Origin of the sequence: Roseovarius sp. CH_XMU1461 (assembly GCF_037027165.1) — a bacterium.
GTDB classification, from domain to species: domain Bacteria; phylum Pseudomonadota; class Alphaproteobacteria; order Rhodobacterales; family Rhodobacteraceae; genus Roseovarius; species Roseovarius nubinhibens.
In genome coordinates, this window is record NZ_JAYMDV010000008.1 from 82,743 (window position 1) to 99,232 (window position 16,490).

A 16,490-nucleotide genomic window follows, 5' to 3' on the forward strand; every position below is an offset into this window, starting at 1 on the left:
GCTCAATGGACCTGACCCCGCTCGATCTCGCCATCCACGTCAGCGGTGCGGTGTTTTTCATACTCGGCATCGGCGAGATCATCGACCACCTGGCGCAAGGCCTCCGTGTTGGCCGTCGCTGCATCCGATTGCAGGTAGACCTTGGCGACATAGAGCCGGTCGAGACGGTCCTCGAGAACCTTTTCCAGCGCATCGGCATCGCCGGATGTAAGCCGGTCGAGTTGGCGGTTATCAAGCACCCGCGCGATCTCGGTTCGGAAAGCGTCCCGCTCCGCCTCGGTCTCGAAGGGCGCGGACAGCTCCCCGGCCCGCTCATGATCCAGAACACGCGCAAACTCTTCTGCGAGGCGGTCGACACGGTCAGACTGCGGCGCAGTTTCATCGCGGGTCGCGAGGATGTCTTCGCGCGTGCCAGACCCGAGCCCGTCGCGCATCTCGGTTTCGCGGCGGACCTGATTGATGGCCTCCGTGTCGCGTATCTCGACGACGGCGGCATAGGTCGCGCCGAGTCCACGGGCGAGGTGGGACGGCATGTCCGGATAGCGCGCGCGCAAGTCATCCGTGACTGCATCTGCAACGGGCGTGCGGACGTCGCGTCCCTCCATGATGCGGTCGACCTCGCGGGTGATCTCGCGGGCGCGGGCCGCATCGGTAATGGTCTCCCTGTAGGGCTCAGACCGGTCAATCACATCGCCAGGGCGTGCGAGCAGATCCGGGTGTGCCGCGAGATACGCGCGCTGCTCCGTCTCGATCCGGCGCTCCGCCCTTGAGACAACCTCCCAATCCCGGTCCTCGATCTGCTGCGCTGTCAGGCCCTCTGCGCGCATCTCCTGACGGATTGTCCCTTCCATCGCCCGGACCGCGCCCTCATGATAATGGAACTGCTCGCTGACCGGTTCCGCTTCCATGACACCATCCCGGCGCAGCACGTTTTCCCGTTCCAGCAGCGTGCCGAGCGCGACATGCACGTCATTTAGAATGTCGCGCGCCTGTTCCAGATCGGCGCGGCGCTCGAGGTTCAGATCCCGCGCCTCAGCCACTTTGGAGAGATCATTGGCGATCCATTGATGCTCGAGCGCTGCATTTGAGGCGCCCGTCTCGATCCGGGCCACCACTTCCGATGTGCTGATCCCGGTGCCGTGTAGTGCCGCGTCAATGCGCGATCTCAGATCGGGCTCTGCCAGACGCTCGCGCTGGCTGGCGTTGATATTGGCTTCGGAATAGATCCCGCCCTCCGAGGGGGTCTCTGACAGCGCGGATGATCGCAAACCGAGAGGCTGCATGTGCTGGACCTGCGTCTGGATCTCGATGAGGCGTTTTTCCAGCACGGGACGTTCCGCGTCAGACTTCTCGGCGATCATGCCCTGCACCCGCGCGAGCTTTTCCGCATAGAGGCTTCTCAGATCCTCGAAGCTTTGATCCTCGGCCATATACACATCTCCTGTTCGGTCCACCTGCCCGCCATGCGCGAGCACCTCGCCTGCGCGAAAAAGTGCTGCGGCGATATCCTCGCGGGCCTCCCGGGAGGCTTCCGCGGCAAGCGAATGGTAGACGGTTCTGGTGTTGGCGATCTCCGCCAGCGTCCGAGCTAGGTCGGTCCCAACGCGTTCCCGCTCGCGGGGCGCGCGGCCCTCGTCTTTCGCGGCGTAAACCTCGCTGGTGCGGGCTGGGTAATGCACGACGCCGCGATCCACCCGCCGCGTGGCCTCCAGCCGTACACCATACTTTTCCGCCTCCTCGACCATGGCGAGGCGGAAGTCGTCATAGTTGAAGCGGTGGTTGCGCCCCAGAAAGAAGAACTCGCCTTCTTGCGACCGGCGGTTCAACACCAGATGCGCATGGGGGTGATCGCGGTCCTCATGCACCGCGATGATGTAGTCGAAATGCCCCTTATCAGTCTGGAAGAACCGCTCGGCCACGTCCGTCGCGATGTCGCGCACATCCTCCCCACGCGTGCCGATGGGGAAGGACATGAGCATGTGGGTGGTCTGCCCGAGCTTGGGCTTGAAGCCCGCATCCCACCGCTTGGCGAAGCGCTCGGTCAGGTCCTTGATGTCACCCGCCTCGAGCTTCGCCTTGCCATCCAGAAACCCGCTCGAGTCGACGATATGGGTGGACTTGGTGGTGAGGTAATCGAGCTGGTTTGCGAGCTGTGATTTGGTATGCGTACCCCCGCCCCGGATCGCCTTGAAGACCGCCGGACGGTGCCCGGCTGCCGCGCGCACAAGCTGGCTCTGCTTGGCGACATGCAGCCCCTGCATCGAGCCCCGGATCCGGCTCCAGCCATCCCGGAAGACCTCGCCGGTGACAGCGTCGACTGCATCATTCAGCCGCATGGGCAAACTCCCTCAGCGCGGCCGTGGCCTCCAGCTGCATCGCGTCGCGACGGCGCCGCAGGAGCAGGTCGATCTCGTCAGCAGAATCCAGAATGAACCGCGCCAGCCCACGCATCTGCGCAAGGCGCAGTTCCGAGAATTCGGCACCAGTCCCACCATCAGCCCCCTGCCCCTGCCGGTTGGCCTGCGTCATCCGCTTGGCGATCTGCGCGACCCCATTGCCGACCTCGTGCAGAGAGGCCCTGTAGCGCGCCATCTCGGCCGCCATCTGCGCGTCCGGAACGAACACTCCGCCCGCCGCCTGAATGAGCCGCCGCAGCCCTTCGGCTCGGCTCTCGATTCCGGCCTCGGCCAGCACCTCGTCGAGCGCCGCAAGCTCCGCAGCCGTGACTTTCACACTGACCGCTGAGACCGGAATAGCGGCATCCGTCTGGCGCTCGGCATCAGCTTTGAGCGTGTACTGAATCGCCCGCACCGACACGCCAAAGCGTTCCGCCAGCACTGAAGTGGAAACGCCTTCCACGGCTTCGCGAACGATCTCCATGCGGTCCGCATCTGTGAGGCGTTTTGAGCGAGACATGCGAAGAAAGACCCCCTATTTCCTGCCACCTTCCACCAAGGCTGACCCCACCTTACGATAATATAACAAGCTGTCAATTATATACTTACGTCGCATTCAGGCTCAGGCAGCCTTGGTGTCCGCTTGACGCCGCGGCCCGCAGGGACGCGGCTCTGCCGCCCTCACCACCAGCACAGCCTCCAGCTTCAAAGGCCCCTTCTCCAGCACCGCCCGAGGGTCTGGACGAACACGCATGTGTTCGGACGGAACCGCGGGCGGGCGCAAACCCCACCGACAGGGCGGACAGGCAGGGTCAAGGAGGGCCAGATTTGGCTCCGCCAAATCTCTGCCGCAAAAACCGGGAGGCCCTGGCCTGCCTGTTTTTGTGGATGGCCCCCTTGAGGCTGACTGGCCGGTCTGTCGCGGCCTGATCATTCCGGGGGGAGTGCGTCCGTTGAACGCGCAGCGGCCGGCGGCTTCGTGAAGTTGCCTCGGGCGATCTGATCGCCGGACGCGGCATCCCTGGAACAGGGATCGGGCCGCCCCAAGATCGTCCTGGGGCAGCCCATCCTCGTCAGAGGATTCAGTCCTGGGGATCTTTCGTGCTCGGCGGGAACATCACCAGCTCCGAGACCGCGACCGGGAAGTCGAGCTTGAGGCTGAAGAACTCCGAGCTGTCCCCGTTGCGGGTGTTGCGGAACATAGCGCCCACGCGCTGAAAACGGGTGCGCTCTTGGCCATCGGTATCGGTGAACTTGACGGGGACGGTGGCGACGTAGTGGTTGGTCATTTGGGTCTCTCCTTGTTGCGATGGGGATCACCCGGCACGGGGGCAAGAGGGCCGGTCGCAAGCGCAAATGCGGAGGGTCCGCGGCTAGCCGTGGAAGCCGTATTTGTGCTTGCCGAAGCGTGAGCTGAGGGCACGATTGGGCCGACCCCGTGCGATCCACATCTATGAGCAAAAAGGAGAGACTCGGATGACCCTTGCCATCACGCCGCAGCCACCATCCGCGTCCTCGTCTCGCCGAGCCTGGCCGGGGTGCTGACGGAGCCCGCCCGCGTGGATGCGATGTTCCGAAACACGCCCCGAGGGACGTGCAGGTCTTCAGCCTCATGTGCGACGTCTCGACCCCTCGCGTCTTACGCTGCTGAAGATGTGCGTGAGGGGCTCACCATCCCCATCCCGTACCGATGCGGATGGGACGCACTCTGACGGACCGGGTAGAGGGATAACGGTGCTGGCCGCCGCAGACTGCCGATCACGCGTGACCGATCGCACGCGCCATGAGACATGACGAAAGAGCCGCGCCAAGCGCGACCCCCTCTCTTCAATCCTGCGCAGTCTTCTTCGCCGGATCCGCAACCCGCATGACCGTCAGACCTTTCGCTTCCGCCTTCTGCCCGAGGTTCAGCGCGACCCCGTTGCCGCCGAAGAGTACAACCCCCGTCGCCGCGAACTTGTCGTCCAGCATTTCGTCGTTGCACTTGAACGGTGCCGCCCGCCCATGCGCGGACCACCGCGGATCGAAGCGCGCTTGTGCGACCCCGCGTGCCCGGGCCCACCGAGCCGCAATCATCTCCGCCCCGTGCTTGCCACCCTTGTGGCAGAGGAAGATCTCCTGGTTGCGGTTCTGTTTGATCCGTTCGCGAACCTTGTCGAGCGTGTTGAAGATCACATCGACATCGGTCCAGTCGGTGGCGCCTGAGACGATCAGGGGCACCCCCTCGACTTTCGATTTCTCGGCGGTCTCGCGGTCGTGCTGCTCCAGCAGCTGCCGCGCCTCGAAGACCGCCCCGGTCTCCTGCGCCCGGACGCTCGCCCGCGAGCCCGCTGCCGGGATGAAGGCGTGGCCCGTTTCGATCTCGTAGCATTCCGCCGCCGCCTCGCTCATCACCTCGATGGCGCTGACGATCTCGCGCAGCTGCACAAAGCGCGCCTGCGCCTCCTCAATCGCGGTCTCGGCGATCTCCGATCCGTCGTGGGATTTTGCCAGCGCGCCGATCTTGTCGGCGGTGCGGTCGACCTCCTTGCCAAGCGCCACCTTGCGCCGCTGCAGGATCGTTGCGAGCCCATGGGCCAGCGGTTCGATTTCGGCTTCAAGCCCGGTCCCGCGCAACTGCCCGAGCAAAGCCTCGAAGCTCTCGCGGATGATGCGGTCGGTCAGGATATGATCTTCCGGGATCGGGAGCTGTGCGTCCTTCTCGGTCAGTCCGAAAAGTTCGATGGTCTCGTAGGTGTTTGCGGTGTCGTAAGCCATGTCTGGTCTCCAGTGTTCGGTTCCTAGGCCACCACGTGAGTGTGGGGGCATGGCCGAATGCCTGGTTTCCGAATCTGCCCGGGTCAGGGACGGCGCAGCCGCCGGCTTGCCGGGCGCAAAAGTTTTCTGCGCGCGGCACCCGACACATGCGCGCGCTCACGCACGGGACCGCCGCGCGCCACGGGCCCCGCCCTCGCCGAAAAGTTTTGCGATCCTTGACGCGGGCTGATTTGGGGGCCATCCGGAGGATATGCTTCCGCACTCATGTGTGTGTGTTTTGACGGTAGGTTTGCCCGACCCGAGCAGGCAAACGGCCAGACCGGACGCGTGAGACGGATGGAGCGGCGGGATCGTTTTGCCCCGCAAAACAGACCAGAGCGCAATCCGGCGGAGCGGCCGGGGAGGGACGTGCTCGCGAGGCGGGCAAACCGGGGGCCTGGGTGCAACGCCGCGGTGAGGCCGCATGGCCGAATGCGCGACGGACCGAAGGGCCGTTCTCCCCTGCGACACGCGAAGCCGAGCGGGGGAGGCCGGAAGGCTAGATCAAAGAAAAACTTGGTAACGTTTGTCTTTCACCGGAGTGTGAGAACATATTAGTATCGCGCGATGCGCCTATTGATTTCCCTTATGGGAAGTCTGCATCTCGGATGATCACGAACCGCTTCGAGACCCGACTTGAGGAGGGCGGTCGAACAAATCTTGTGACGTTCCATCTCATCGAAGACCCACAGGACGCCGTGCATCGCGATTTCTTGGTGCTCTGCCTCAACCCTGAGCGCACCGTCTCCGGTTAGTAGAACCCAATCCCTTCCCGCCGCCAGACAAAACGCAAAGACATCTGGAGTCGATAGCATTGCTTTCGCCCGCTTCAGCTCAGTCGCGCGTGTGGTTTCTTCTGGAGTGAGCTCTTCCACTCTCAGACCCAGATCGATCAGATCAGGACCCATCCAGTCGAGGAGTTCCGCTTCATAAAGAATATCTGGGACAACAAAATCATAGGGGAGATCAAAGAGCCTCGCCGTCAGCGAGGCTCTTTCAATGTCGATCAGGACGGAGGTATCAGAAACAAGAACTTGCACATGGGCACTATGCCATGTGGTCCAACCGTTCTTCCAGTTCTTTTACTCGTATTTCGAGAAGCTCAGCCGCGCGAGACAATCCAATCAATCCCTCGGAGAGGGCACGAAAACACAACCTCTGAAAGCGGTCCGGTTCTTCTCGCTCCCACGGAATGGAATTTGGCTCCTCGAACGGCTCATCCCGCCAACCACGTTGCTTATAGACCTTGAACAGGCGCACAAAGGTTGCCTGATTGATGATCTCCAAATCTTTGCACCGATACGAAAGAGCTTGAATGCTAACGCCAAACCGGTCCTTCAGACTAATGAGTTCTCCGATGCTTATGTCGGTTCTGCGGGCACCAATTTCCTGCCGAAGCACTTCCGCCGGGACAAGGAACGCACCAGCAAATCGATTTGCGGCGCGTTCGGAATCGCACCCTTCTGCGACTTTGAGCACCATGTGGCCCAGTTCGTGAGCTAAACTGAAGCGTTTCCGCTCAGACCAGGTGTTCTTCTTAATCATGATCACGCGCGCGGAATGCTGTTCTTTTCGACGCACTTTCGCCGCAAGCCCGTCAATCCGATCAACGTCCAAAGACAGCACTTTAATCCCATGCTCCTCGAGGAGTTCCGCAAGCATCGGAACTGGATCGTGACCCAGCTGCCATGAGGCACGCATGTTGCGAGCCGCGTCCTCTGCATCACGAACATCGGCTACCCAGTAAGGCGCTTCGTGCGGAGCATCCCATTCCTGGCTCGAAAGATTCAGCAAGCTTTCGATGGCGAGGTACTTTTCAACCATATTGAGCGTTTTGGCTTCGATCGTCGCGATCTCCTTGGCTGACGAGCTGGCTGACTTGCGAAACTCCACGCCCTCCAACTCAAGCTCGTCATCGCTGAGCAGGAAATCCACAGAAACGTCGAGTGCTCGGGCAAGACTTAGCAGCACGCCCGATCCGGGCATGTCTTCATTGCGCTCGTACTTGCCTATGGCTTGAGCGGATACCTTGTTCTCCATGGCATCGGAAAGTGCACGGAGCGAGAGGCCAGATGCCGCTCGGGCTCCTTTGAGTCGCTTGCCAATCATAACGTCCTCCCAGTGGATGGTTTACATTCCACCCATATTATTGATATTTTGTAAACTTCAACGCTTGAAAGCGCGGCAGATTGTCCCTAAATTGTAACACGAAGCCAAAGCGAAGGCAAATTTGTAAACCGCCAAGCCGCCTGAAGAGGCGCTGAACAGGCAAAGAACCGAGGAAGCAGCCATGAACGCAACGTTTGCTGGCGACCTGCCAAAAGGAATTCAGAAGATCACGGCACTGCCGGATCCGAGTCTGGCAGAACTTTGGGACTCAATCATCGTCGAAGCCGAGATGAAGGAGCGCCTGCTTTCTCAAGCGGTGCTGAATTTCACAATGCGACCAAAGATGAGTCGAACCGTGTTGCCACTCCATGGCGTCCTCCTGTTGGTTGGCGCACCCGGGACGGGCAAAACGTCGCTCGCGCGAGGGTTGGCCAACCGAACAGCGGCGGCTTTCAAGGGGGGAAACTTCCAACTGGTCGAGGTTGAAGCGCATGGCTTGACGAGTTCCGCCATGGGGAAAACGCAGCGGGCGGTTACTGACCTCTTCGCGCAGACACTTTCAGAACTTGCCAATGCAGGCCCGACGATTGTGCTGCTAGATGAAGTGGAAACACTTGCGGTCGACCGATCCAGACTCAGCCTCGATGCCAACCCTGTCGACATTCATCGAGCCACGGACGCTGTTCTGGTTCAGCTCGACCTGCTGGCAGAATCTCACAAGAACCTGCTGATTGTGGCGACCAGTAACTACCCAGAAGCGGTGGACGATGCCTTCGTTTCCCGATGCGATCTGGTGCTTGAAGTACCCCTTCCCGGAAAGGAAGCCTGCAAGACCATATTGCGGGAGTGCCTGTTGGGGCTAAGCAGCACCTATCCTGAGATTGAAGGGCTGACTAGGGACCGTGGCTTCGATACCTGTGCTGGCGAATTCGTCGGCCTTGACGGAAGGACTATCCGAAAAACCGTTGCAAATGCGCTCGCCTCAAACACTCAGGTGGCACTGAACCCCGGCTCGGTAACACTGTCACAGTTGGCAGCAGCCGCGAAATCAGCCCAAACCAACAAAAAAGCAAATCGGGGGAAGTGATGGCAACTGTAACCCGCAGAACATTCCGAAGCTCTCCGCATCGCGACGCATTGGCAACATGGGCCGCCATCAGCGACTTGCTCACCCGTACAAATACCGGAGCGCAGCAAGAACTCAGCAGTGTCGCTGGCATTGCAAGCAGCATAATCGCGGACAAAGCCTGCGAAAACTCACCAATCATTGTCAGCTGTGAAGGGCCGCAGACGCGCATCTACTGCCTTTACGATGACGATGCGATCGACGGGTCGGACGCGAACGAAGACGTGCTCGGGTTTGACCCGCTGAAAGGTGATTGGTCGATTTCACTGCCATGTGAACCCGATGATCTCGGTTGGGTCCAATCTGCGCTGCAACAGAAGAGCAACCGCATCACAGCACGCGACAGAACCGAAACCAAAAAGCAAGACACAGCGAACAACTCGCAAGGTGCTACGCTCGAAATTGATCTCGAGGGGTTGTTGAAACCATGACAACAGTCATCACGTATTCCCGCACCCAGTCTGTCACCTATGTGGCCGATAACATCCTCAAGAGCCTCAAAGACATTATCCGTCTGAGTGGCATGGATCCAACAAATTTCGTGAACGACACGGAAATCAATATGCGCGGAATCAAGGCATGGTTGGAGAGCGAAGACCTCGAGAAGATCACACTCGAGATATACGATCCGGCAACCAATGGACTGATCCTGCGTTGGGATATCGACGTGAACTACAGTTGGTCTGCTGGAGATGGAAACTTCTGGACGGACACCGATCAGCTTCGTTGGGCAATTCGCAAAGCGGGAGTTGCGCCGGCAAGCGCCAAGTATGACCTCCTGCTACGTACAAAGCCGGGACGACCTGATGTCCCGGGTTGGTACCGGACCACCGCCCGATCTACAGACGGTATGGTTCGCCAAAGCCTTGGCTCCACCATCGAACACAACGGTCTGGGAGCGACGGCAGCGTATTGGAGGCAGGCATCATGATTTCACTCCCGGACGCATTCAAAAAGTTCAAGAGCCGAATGGAGTTGAACGAAAGAGAGCAGCAGAACGCATCCAAGCGGCAGAAGGAAGTTCGCGAGCATCTGGATAATGCCTTTCAGATCGACCGTAGCTTTTTGACAGGAAGCTACGCCCGCTGGACCAAGTCCAAACCACTCAAGGATGTCGATATCTTCTTCGTTCTTGGAAAGGACGAGGACCACTATCGAGACAAACATCCTGACAAGATACTGACCGCATTCTACGATACGTTGGTTGACGTTTATGGAAGCAGCGCCGTCAAAAAACAGGGACGCTCTGTGGGTGTGGACTTTGGTGTCGTCGTCGATTCCGACGACAACACAGATTACCGGGTTGTAAGCGTGGATGCAGTGCCCGCATTTGCAAAGGGCGACGACTACGAGATCCCGAACAACACAACCGGGAAGTGGATGGGAACAAATCCCGAAATCCATGCACAGAAGGCTGTTTCGGCCCACCAAGCTTATGGCAATGAGTGGAAGGGCCTGGTGCGCATGGTGAAGTACTGGAACCAAAACAGCCGCCACGGAGAAAAACCTATCAAGCCAGCCTTTCTGATCGAGGTCATGGCGATGGAATGCCTCCATGGTGGATGGGGTGGTTCACATGACCGCGAAATCCAAGCGTTCTTCGCTACGCTACGCGACCGAATTCACGAGGATTGGCCAGATCCGGCCGGGCTCGGCTCTCCTGTTAGCGATCGAATGGACGCAGCGATGGTGAAGCGCGCCCAGACAATTCTGGATCAGGCAAACCGCGACATCGCTGCCGCAATCCACTTGGCGCGCCAGGGCAAGAACGGAGACGCCCTGAAAGCGTGGCGCGCTTTCTTCGGACCAAAATTTCCGCTGTCTTAGAAAGAAGAAACAATGGCTGAATGGTCGCTATCACAACTTCTATCATCGTTGCACGAGGATATTCAGCATCGGCTGTCAACGGCGCGGAAGTCGTTCAAGCATCCCGGTACAAAAGGGGACGCAAGCGAAGCGATTTGGATCGATATGCTCGCACAGTACATCCCTGAGAGATATCAGGTTGCAAGTGCTCATGTCGTCGATAGTACAGGGAATTTCAGCGATCAGATTGATGCTGTCGTTTTTGACCGCCAATACTCGCCTTTCATTTTCACGTACGAAAACCAACTCATTGTCCCGGCTGAGAGCGTTTATGCTGTCTTCGAGGCGAAGCAGACGGCAGACGCCAATCTTGTCAAATACGCACAAGACAAGGTTGCATCAGTGCGAAGACTGCATCGGACCAGCCTACCAATCCCGCATGCTGGCGGCGTCTACCCACCAAAACAACTCATTCCCATCATCGGCGGGCTTTTGACTTTCGAGAGCGAGTGGAAACCTCCCTTGGGGGCATCGTTCGAAAAGGTCCTCGACGGAGGTGAAAATGATAGAAGGCTGGACATCGGCTGTGTCGCTTCTCATGGGCATTTTCTGTTCGACGAGGAAGGCGGGTATGACCTTGTTGAGGGATCGAAACCGGCAACGGCCTTCTTGTTTGCGCTGATCTCACGCCTCCAGTTCAGCGGCACGGTACCAATGATTGATATTGACGCTTACGGAGATTGGCTGACCAAATAGTAGCCGCAAAGTTCGTTTTCGTATTGCTATGCCGTCCAACGCCGAAGGATCCTGCTCATAGAGTAGAGCGATCTTAGACCCAAACAAACACGGCAAAAGGGGAACCGTGTTCCCACGGCTCCCCTTTCGGTGCGTATCGTCTAACCGCGTGCGCTGATCACGCGACTAGCGACAGCCCCGCGCCCGCGTCCTGCGGCTGCTCACCGCTATCGATGAACGGGATGATCGAGAAGGTCTGCCCGCCGCGCTGTGCTTCGTTCTGGACGGCGTTCACGCGCAAGTCGCCATCGGGCGTATTGATCAGCAGCGACAGGTAGTCATTGCCCGTGCGGCTGCTTGTGGCCATCCAGGCCGAGCCGACGCGGATCGGCGTGCCCCGGGGCGAGCTGACCTCGATGCGGTAGTCAGGGTGGGTTTCCTCGGTCTTGTAGCTGTTCTCGATCAGCATGAACTCCAGATCGAACATCATGTTGGCGATGTAGCCGGTGAAGGCGTTGTCCGCGTCCATGGCGGTGAGCTCGCCCGAGATCGAGCCGGACTTCATCAGGCCATTCGAGACCAGCGGGATGATCTCGAATTCGCCGCTCTTGGCCGCGCGCGCTTCCTTCGTCTGCACGGCATTGACGCGAAAGGGGCCCAAGCCGACATCGATCTGCATGGAGATGTAGGGGTTACCGCTGGTATTGCCGGTCTCGTTCCAGGCTGTGCCGATGCGCACCTTGCGGCCAGACTTGTTGACCGCGGTTACGTCGTAATCGGGGCTGCGCGCGGACATCTTCGGGCGGGTTTCAAGCTGGATGGCGATGTCGAAACGCGTCGCGTGGATCATGCCGGTATACTGAGCGGCTGCGGTCTCGACATTGCGGGTAAGGGTTCCTGCGAACATGGGATGGTTCCTTTCAGATTGGTCGGTGCCTGACGTTCTTGCCAGCACATCCGGGATTGCTTTCTCGACCCCTCCTGGGATCACAAATCAGAAAGCCTGCTTTCCTTTCAGCCCCGCCCAAGGGTCAGAGCTGCCGTCCGAGTGGGGATGCCCCCGCGCCTCCGGGTGCTACGCCCCTCCCCTGCACGTCTGGTCTTGATTGGCTGCCCGGATTTTCTGCGGCGTCCTTCGATTGCGCGATGAAGAACTCTGCCGCTTTGCCATTCAACCGGTGCCCGCCCCGGTCGGTCAGGCCGATACAGCTGCCGTTCGGCACATAGGTGATGAGGTACTGGCCGAGCCGGTCCTTGTGGACAACGTAACCGGTATTGGCCCAATGCACGGTCTGGCCGGCATCGACAGCGGCCTTGATTTCATCGAGTGTCATGGGACCCTCCTCGCTATTCTGCTGCCACTGGAGCGGCATCTGGTGCCTGCCCCACGATCCGGGCCAGAATGCCCGCTGTGTCGATTCCGTCCCCATGCGGCAGGAACACCCGCAGCTGGAAGGCGATGATCTCGGTGAAGCAGCCGAGGGCCTTGAGGCCGTCGATCATGCCCTTTTCGGCACCGCCCAACTCAAGACGCATTTCGCCTGCGACCCGGCGACGGGTCAGGTTGAGACCCCGGCCCAGATCGACCGGCGCGGTGGTGCCCATGGCGGCGATCAGCATCTCCTGCGGCGTTTGTGGGTTGGAGACGAGGAAGCGGGCGCGTAGCGCCGCCGCCCCTTCCTCGCTCAGCGTTCGCCCGATCATGGCGGTCGCCCCATCCGGCGTGACGCGGTAGATGCGCTCATTGGTGGTCGGAATGTCCTTCCAGATCGGCAGCAGCAGCCCAGTCAACAGGTAGAGCTTGGTCGTGGTGGTTTTTGGCAGGGACGCAGCCTCGGCATCCCAAAGCCGTGCGAACTCGGGCCTGTCGATCTCTTCCCAGGCCGAGGACTCGAACCGCGTCTCTTCGAGATAGCTCGACCCGTTTGGCCGCACCGCCTTGCGCATCAGCGTGACGATGTCCTCGTCATACATCTGCATGGGGCGCGCCGAGATGAGCGCCGCCCGACCTGAAGCGCGATTGACCATCGGCAGCTTGTCGGGATTGCGCGACTTGGCCTCGTCTGCGCCCAGGACATGGACCGGGTCCGTCACCTCGAGCCCGATGATCCGCGTCACGGCGCCGGATTTCGGGCAGGTCCAGAGATCCTCTGTGGAGACCTGTTCGATCTTCTCGCCGCGCAGGGTTTCGACGCCGAGATCGAGCGTGCCTGCCGCGCGCGCCCGTTCCGTCTGATCGGCAATCCGGCGCATGAACTCGGTAAAGAGCGCGTTCTGCATGTGGATGGGAAGGGCAAGCACCCGATTGAGAAACCGCTGGATAGGGGGAAGCTCTTCGAGCAGCACACCGTCCTTGTCGATCAGCCGCAGGGCTGTCCAGTCGGTGAAGCTTTCGTAGCGCATTGCCTCGGCGCGCCCGGCGGCAAGATCGGCGAAATACCCACGCAGCGCCGCCCGCGCGATCGGGCTTTCGAGATTGTCTTCCTCGCGGAACATACCCTGCGACCCGGTTTCGCGCTGACCCTTGGTCAAAGCCCCCAGCTGGTCGAGGCGTTTGGCTATAGTCGAGGTGAAGCGCTTCTCGCCGTGCACATCGGAGGTGCAGACCCGGAAGAAGGGCGCGCTGACCTGGGCAGAGCGATGCGTGCGGCCGAGCCCCTGGATGGCCGCATCGGCGCGCCAGCCGGGCTCCAGCAGGTAGTGCCGCCGCCGTTTCTGGTTCTTTGCCGTTTGTGCTGCGTGATAGGACCGGCCCGTCCCGCCCGCGTCAGAAAAGATCAGGATATCCTTCTCTCCGTCCATGAAGGCTTGGGTCTCAGACGAATTGCTGCTGGCGCTGCGCTTTTCGATGAAGAGATGACCATCCTCGGCCTTCAAAGGGCGGACTGATCGGCCCGTGACTTCTGCCACGGCCTCGTCGCCAAAGGCCCAGAGTATCTGATCGAGCGCCGAAGGGATTGGGGCGAGCGTCATCAACTCCATCATGGCCGCGTCACGCAGAGCGAGCGCCTCGCGCGAGACGACCAGCGCGCCAGTTTCATCGCGGAGCGGCTCGGCCACCATATTGCTGTCGATCTCCACGAGCTTTTGCGCATGGATCGGGAAGGCCTGTTCGAGGTAGCCCAGCACATAGTCACGCGGTGTCAAGGCACCCTCGACGAGCTCGTCCTCCGGGTCCATCGCCTCAAGCCGACGCTTCAGCAGGCTCTCACCCGTCGAGACCACCTGGATGACGCAAGCGTTGCCTGCCGCCAGATCGTCCTTAATGGCGCGGATGATGGTCGGGGCTTTCATGCCCAGCAGGAGATGGTTGAAGAAGCGCTGCTTGGTGCTTTCAAACCGGGACTTGGCCGAGGCGCGAGCGGCCGAGGCATTGGTCTCGCCCGAGGCATTGTTGACGCCGGTTGCCGTCAGTGCCGCCTCGAGATTGTGATGGATCGTCCGAAACGCGCCCGCGTATGCGTCGTAGATCTCGATCTGGGCTGGAGTGAGCGCGTGTTCGAGCACGTCATACTCCACCCCATCAAAGCTGAGGGCGCGCGCCGTATAGAGCCCGAGCGTCTTGAGATCACGGGCGACCACTTCCATCGCCGCGACGCCGCCGGCTTCCATCGCTGAAACGAAACTCTCGCGGCTCGGGAAGGGGTATTCTGGGCCTTGCCCCCAGAGACCGAGACGCGCGGCATAGGCCAAGTTGTGCACGCTCGTGGCACCCGTGGCCGAGATGTAGAAGACGCGTGCGCGGGGTGCTGCCAGTTGCAGCCGCAGGCCAGCAAGGCCCTGCTGGGAGGGTTTGACCCCCCTGCCCTGCTCGGACCCTGCCGCGTTCTGCATGGCATGGGCCTCGTCAAAGGCCAGCACGCCGTCGAAGCCCTCGCCCATCCAGTCAAGGATCTGGCTCAGCCGCGTGGTGCCGCATTTGCCCGCGGACCGCAGCGTGGCGTAGGTCACAAAGAGGATGCCGTCGCCGATCGGGATGGGCTGGTCCGGTTTCCATTTGGAGAGCGGCTGGATGTCGGCAGGCGAGCCGCCGAGATCGGTCCAGTCGCGGATGGCGTCCTCGATGAGCGTGGCGGATTTGGAGACCCAGATGGCCTTTCTGCGCCCGGCCAGCCAGTTGACAAGGATGAGCCCCGCGCATTCGCGCCCCTTGCCGCAACCGGTGCCGTCGCCGAGGAAATAGCCAAGGCGATAGGCCCGTGCATTGGGGTCATCATCGGCGCGCGTCAGCTTGGTATGGTCCTCATCGATCGTGAACCGGCCCGGCAGGTCACGCCCATGGGCATCATGGGCTATGATGATGGTCTCGAGCTGCGCCTCGGAGAGATGTCCCTCCTCGATCAACCTCGCGGGCAGGCGCAATTCCGCACAGGCCGCGCCTGAGGGCACAGGTGGCGCGACCGAGGCCATGGCGATGCTTTCGACGAGCGGCGTGGGATGTTCCTGCGCGCCCGCAATCTCAATGCGCTGCGGACGGTAGCGCGCATAGATGTCCGAGACGGGCGTGTTGTCGCGCGGGACATCGAAGCTTGTGAAGCTGAGCGGGATGGCAGCATTGGCGCGTGGTTTGGAGGCGGCGACTGTGGCAACTGGGCGCTTGCGCGTGACAGGTACTGGACCGACCGATCGCGCATGAGGGTGTGTCGCCGCCCGTTGGCAGGGGCGCGCTTCGGGCCGGGTCGCGGCCACGGCGTCGACAAAAGGCAAGGCTTCCTCCAGATCATGAACCGTGGCGCGGATCATCTCGCCATCCTCCTGCACCTTGTCGAAGACCATGAGCTGGGTTTCGACAGAGGTGCCGAGCTTGCGGTAGACCTGCCCCGGCATCGTCAACGCCAGTCGCGGCGTCAGGAGGCCGCAGGCGCGGGACCAATGCGCGGCATCGCGTTCGGGCGTGAACCCCGGCGGCATGATCGCCACCAGCCGCCCACCGGGCGCCAGGCGCTTGGCAGCCGCGATGAGATGCTTGGCGGCGATGTGCTTGTCTCGGGAGCGATCCACCGAGGAGGCGAAAGGCGGATTCATCGTCACCACGTCGGGCAGAATCGGTGTCTGCAGCAGATCGTCGATATGTTCGCCGTCATGGCCTGTGACCTGGCCCCCGAAGACGGCGCGCAGGAGGCTCTGGCGAAAGGGGTCGATTTCATTGAGCAAAAGCGTGGCACCGTCCCGGGCGGAGAAAGTAGCGAGAGCGCCGGTGCCAGCCGACGGCTCCAGCACGGTCTCGCCCTTGCGAATGGCTGCCGCCCGCACCGTCAGGGCCGCGAATGCCAGCGGTGTGGAAAACTGCTGCAGCCGGATCTGCTGTTCTGACCGGCGGGTTTCCGTCAGGAGCCGTGAGGCAAGCAGCTTTGCGCTGGCGATGTCATCTGCCGCGCGGTCCCCTCGCAGCAGCACCTGGATGGCCGCGGCCTGCATCAGGTCATAGGCCATGCGCCAGTCCCAGGCGCCCCCGGCATCGCTGCCATGAAACGTCTCGCGCATGATGCGCGCGAGAGCTGAACTGCGCAGGGGTTGGAGGT

At 61.0% G+C, this 16,490-nt stretch carries 14 protein-coding genes; 5 read left to right on the plus strand and 9 right to left on the minus strand.

The annotated features are described in order from the left end of the window. Positions 1–2: 2 nt before the first annotated feature. The 6 genes from WA237_RS16875 to WA237_RS16900 form a co-directional block, all read right to left on the minus strand. The gene (locus tag WA237_RS16875) at positions 3–2,336 is read right to left on the minus strand and encodes a relaxase/mobilization nuclease domain-containing protein (protein WP_336099001.1); all 2,334 of its coding nucleotides are present in this window, start codon (positions 2,334–2,336) and stop codon (positions 3–5) included. Continuing rightward, a complete protein-coding gene (locus WA237_RS16880) occupies positions 2,323–2,916 on the minus strand; it encodes a transposase (RefSeq protein ID WP_336099002.1) in 594 nt (197 codons plus the stop codon). The genes WA237_RS16875 and WA237_RS16880 overlap by 14 nt, the downstream gene beginning before the upstream one ends. Before the next feature lie 562 nt (positions 2,917–3,478). Continuing rightward, positions 3,479–3,685: a hypothetical protein gene (locus WA237_RS16885; RefSeq protein WP_336099004.1), complete on the minus strand. Its 207-nt coding sequence runs from the start codon at positions 3,683–3,685 to the stop codon at positions 3,479–3,481. Between the two features lie 538 nt (positions 3,686–4,223). Continuing rightward, positions 4,224–5,153 (minus strand): DUF2493 domain-containing protein, encoded by a 930-nt coding sequence (locus WA237_RS16890; protein WP_336099006.1) that lies wholly within the window; start codon positions 5,151–5,153, stop codon positions 4,224–4,226. A 593-nt stretch (positions 5,154–5,746) separates the two neighbouring features. Then, entirely contained in the window at positions 5,747–6,232 is a 486-nt protein-coding gene (locus tag WA237_RS16895) for a hypothetical protein (protein WP_132998367.1), read from the minus strand. A 7-nt stretch (positions 6,233–6,239) separates the two neighbouring features. Next, a complete protein-coding gene (locus WA237_RS16900) occupies positions 6,240–7,301 on the minus strand; it encodes a helix-turn-helix domain-containing protein (protein ID WP_336099009.1) in 1,062 nt (353 codons plus the stop codon). Positions 7,302–7,482: 181 nt separating this feature from the next. Here WA237_RS16900 and WA237_RS16905 point away from each other — a divergent pair, with 181 nt between their 5' ends. The 5 genes from WA237_RS16905 to WA237_RS16925 are packed head-to-tail and all read left to right on the plus strand — an operon-like array spanning position 7,483 to position 10,989. Beyond that, positions 7,483–8,388: an AAA family ATPase gene (locus tag WA237_RS16905; protein WP_336099012.1), complete on the plus strand. Its 906-nt coding sequence runs from the start codon at positions 7,483–7,485 to the stop codon at positions 8,386–8,388. Beyond that, positions 8,388–8,858, plus strand: a complete 471-nt coding sequence (locus WA237_RS16910) for a hypothetical protein (RefSeq protein WP_336099014.1) — start codon at positions 8,388–8,390, stop codon at positions 8,856–8,858. The genes WA237_RS16905 and WA237_RS16910 overlap by 1 nt, the downstream gene beginning before the upstream one ends. Then, positions 8,855–9,358, plus strand: a complete 504-nt coding sequence (locus tag WA237_RS16915; RefSeq protein ID WP_336099015.1) for an HORMA domain containing protein — start codon at positions 8,855–8,857, stop codon at positions 9,356–9,358. The genes WA237_RS16910 and WA237_RS16915 overlap by 4 nt, the downstream gene beginning before the upstream one ends. After that, positions 9,355–10,254: a CBASS oligonucleotide cyclase gene (locus WA237_RS16920; protein ID WP_336099017.1), complete on the plus strand. Its 900-nt coding sequence runs from the start codon at positions 9,355–9,357 to the stop codon at positions 10,252–10,254. The genes WA237_RS16915 and WA237_RS16920 overlap by 4 nt, the downstream gene beginning before the upstream one ends. Positions 10,255–10,266: 12 nt before the next feature. Continuing rightward, a complete protein-coding gene (locus tag WA237_RS16925; protein ID WP_289085232.1) occupies positions 10,267–10,989 on the plus strand; it encodes a DUF6602 domain-containing protein in 723 nt (240 codons plus the stop codon). A gap of 157 nt (positions 10,990–11,146) precedes the next feature. Here WA237_RS16925 and WA237_RS16930 read toward each other — a convergent pair whose 3' ends face one another. The 3 genes from WA237_RS16930 to WA237_RS16940 form a co-directional block, all read right to left on the minus strand. Then, positions 11,147–11,875: a DUF736 family protein gene (locus tag WA237_RS16930; RefSeq protein ID WP_336099021.1), complete on the minus strand. Its 729-nt coding sequence runs from the start codon at positions 11,873–11,875 to the stop codon at positions 11,147–11,149. Between the two features lie 124 nt (positions 11,876–11,999). Then, positions 12,000–12,302, minus strand: coding sequence for a hypothetical protein (locus tag WA237_RS16935; RefSeq protein ID WP_336099023.1), 303 nt, complete (start codon positions 12,300–12,302; stop codon positions 12,000–12,002). 13 nt (positions 12,303–12,315) lie between these two features. After that, positions 12,316–16,490 (minus strand): strawberry notch-like NTP hydrolase domain-containing protein (locus WA237_RS16940; protein ID WP_336099026.1); only part of this gene is annotated, 4,175 nt, incomplete at its 5' end.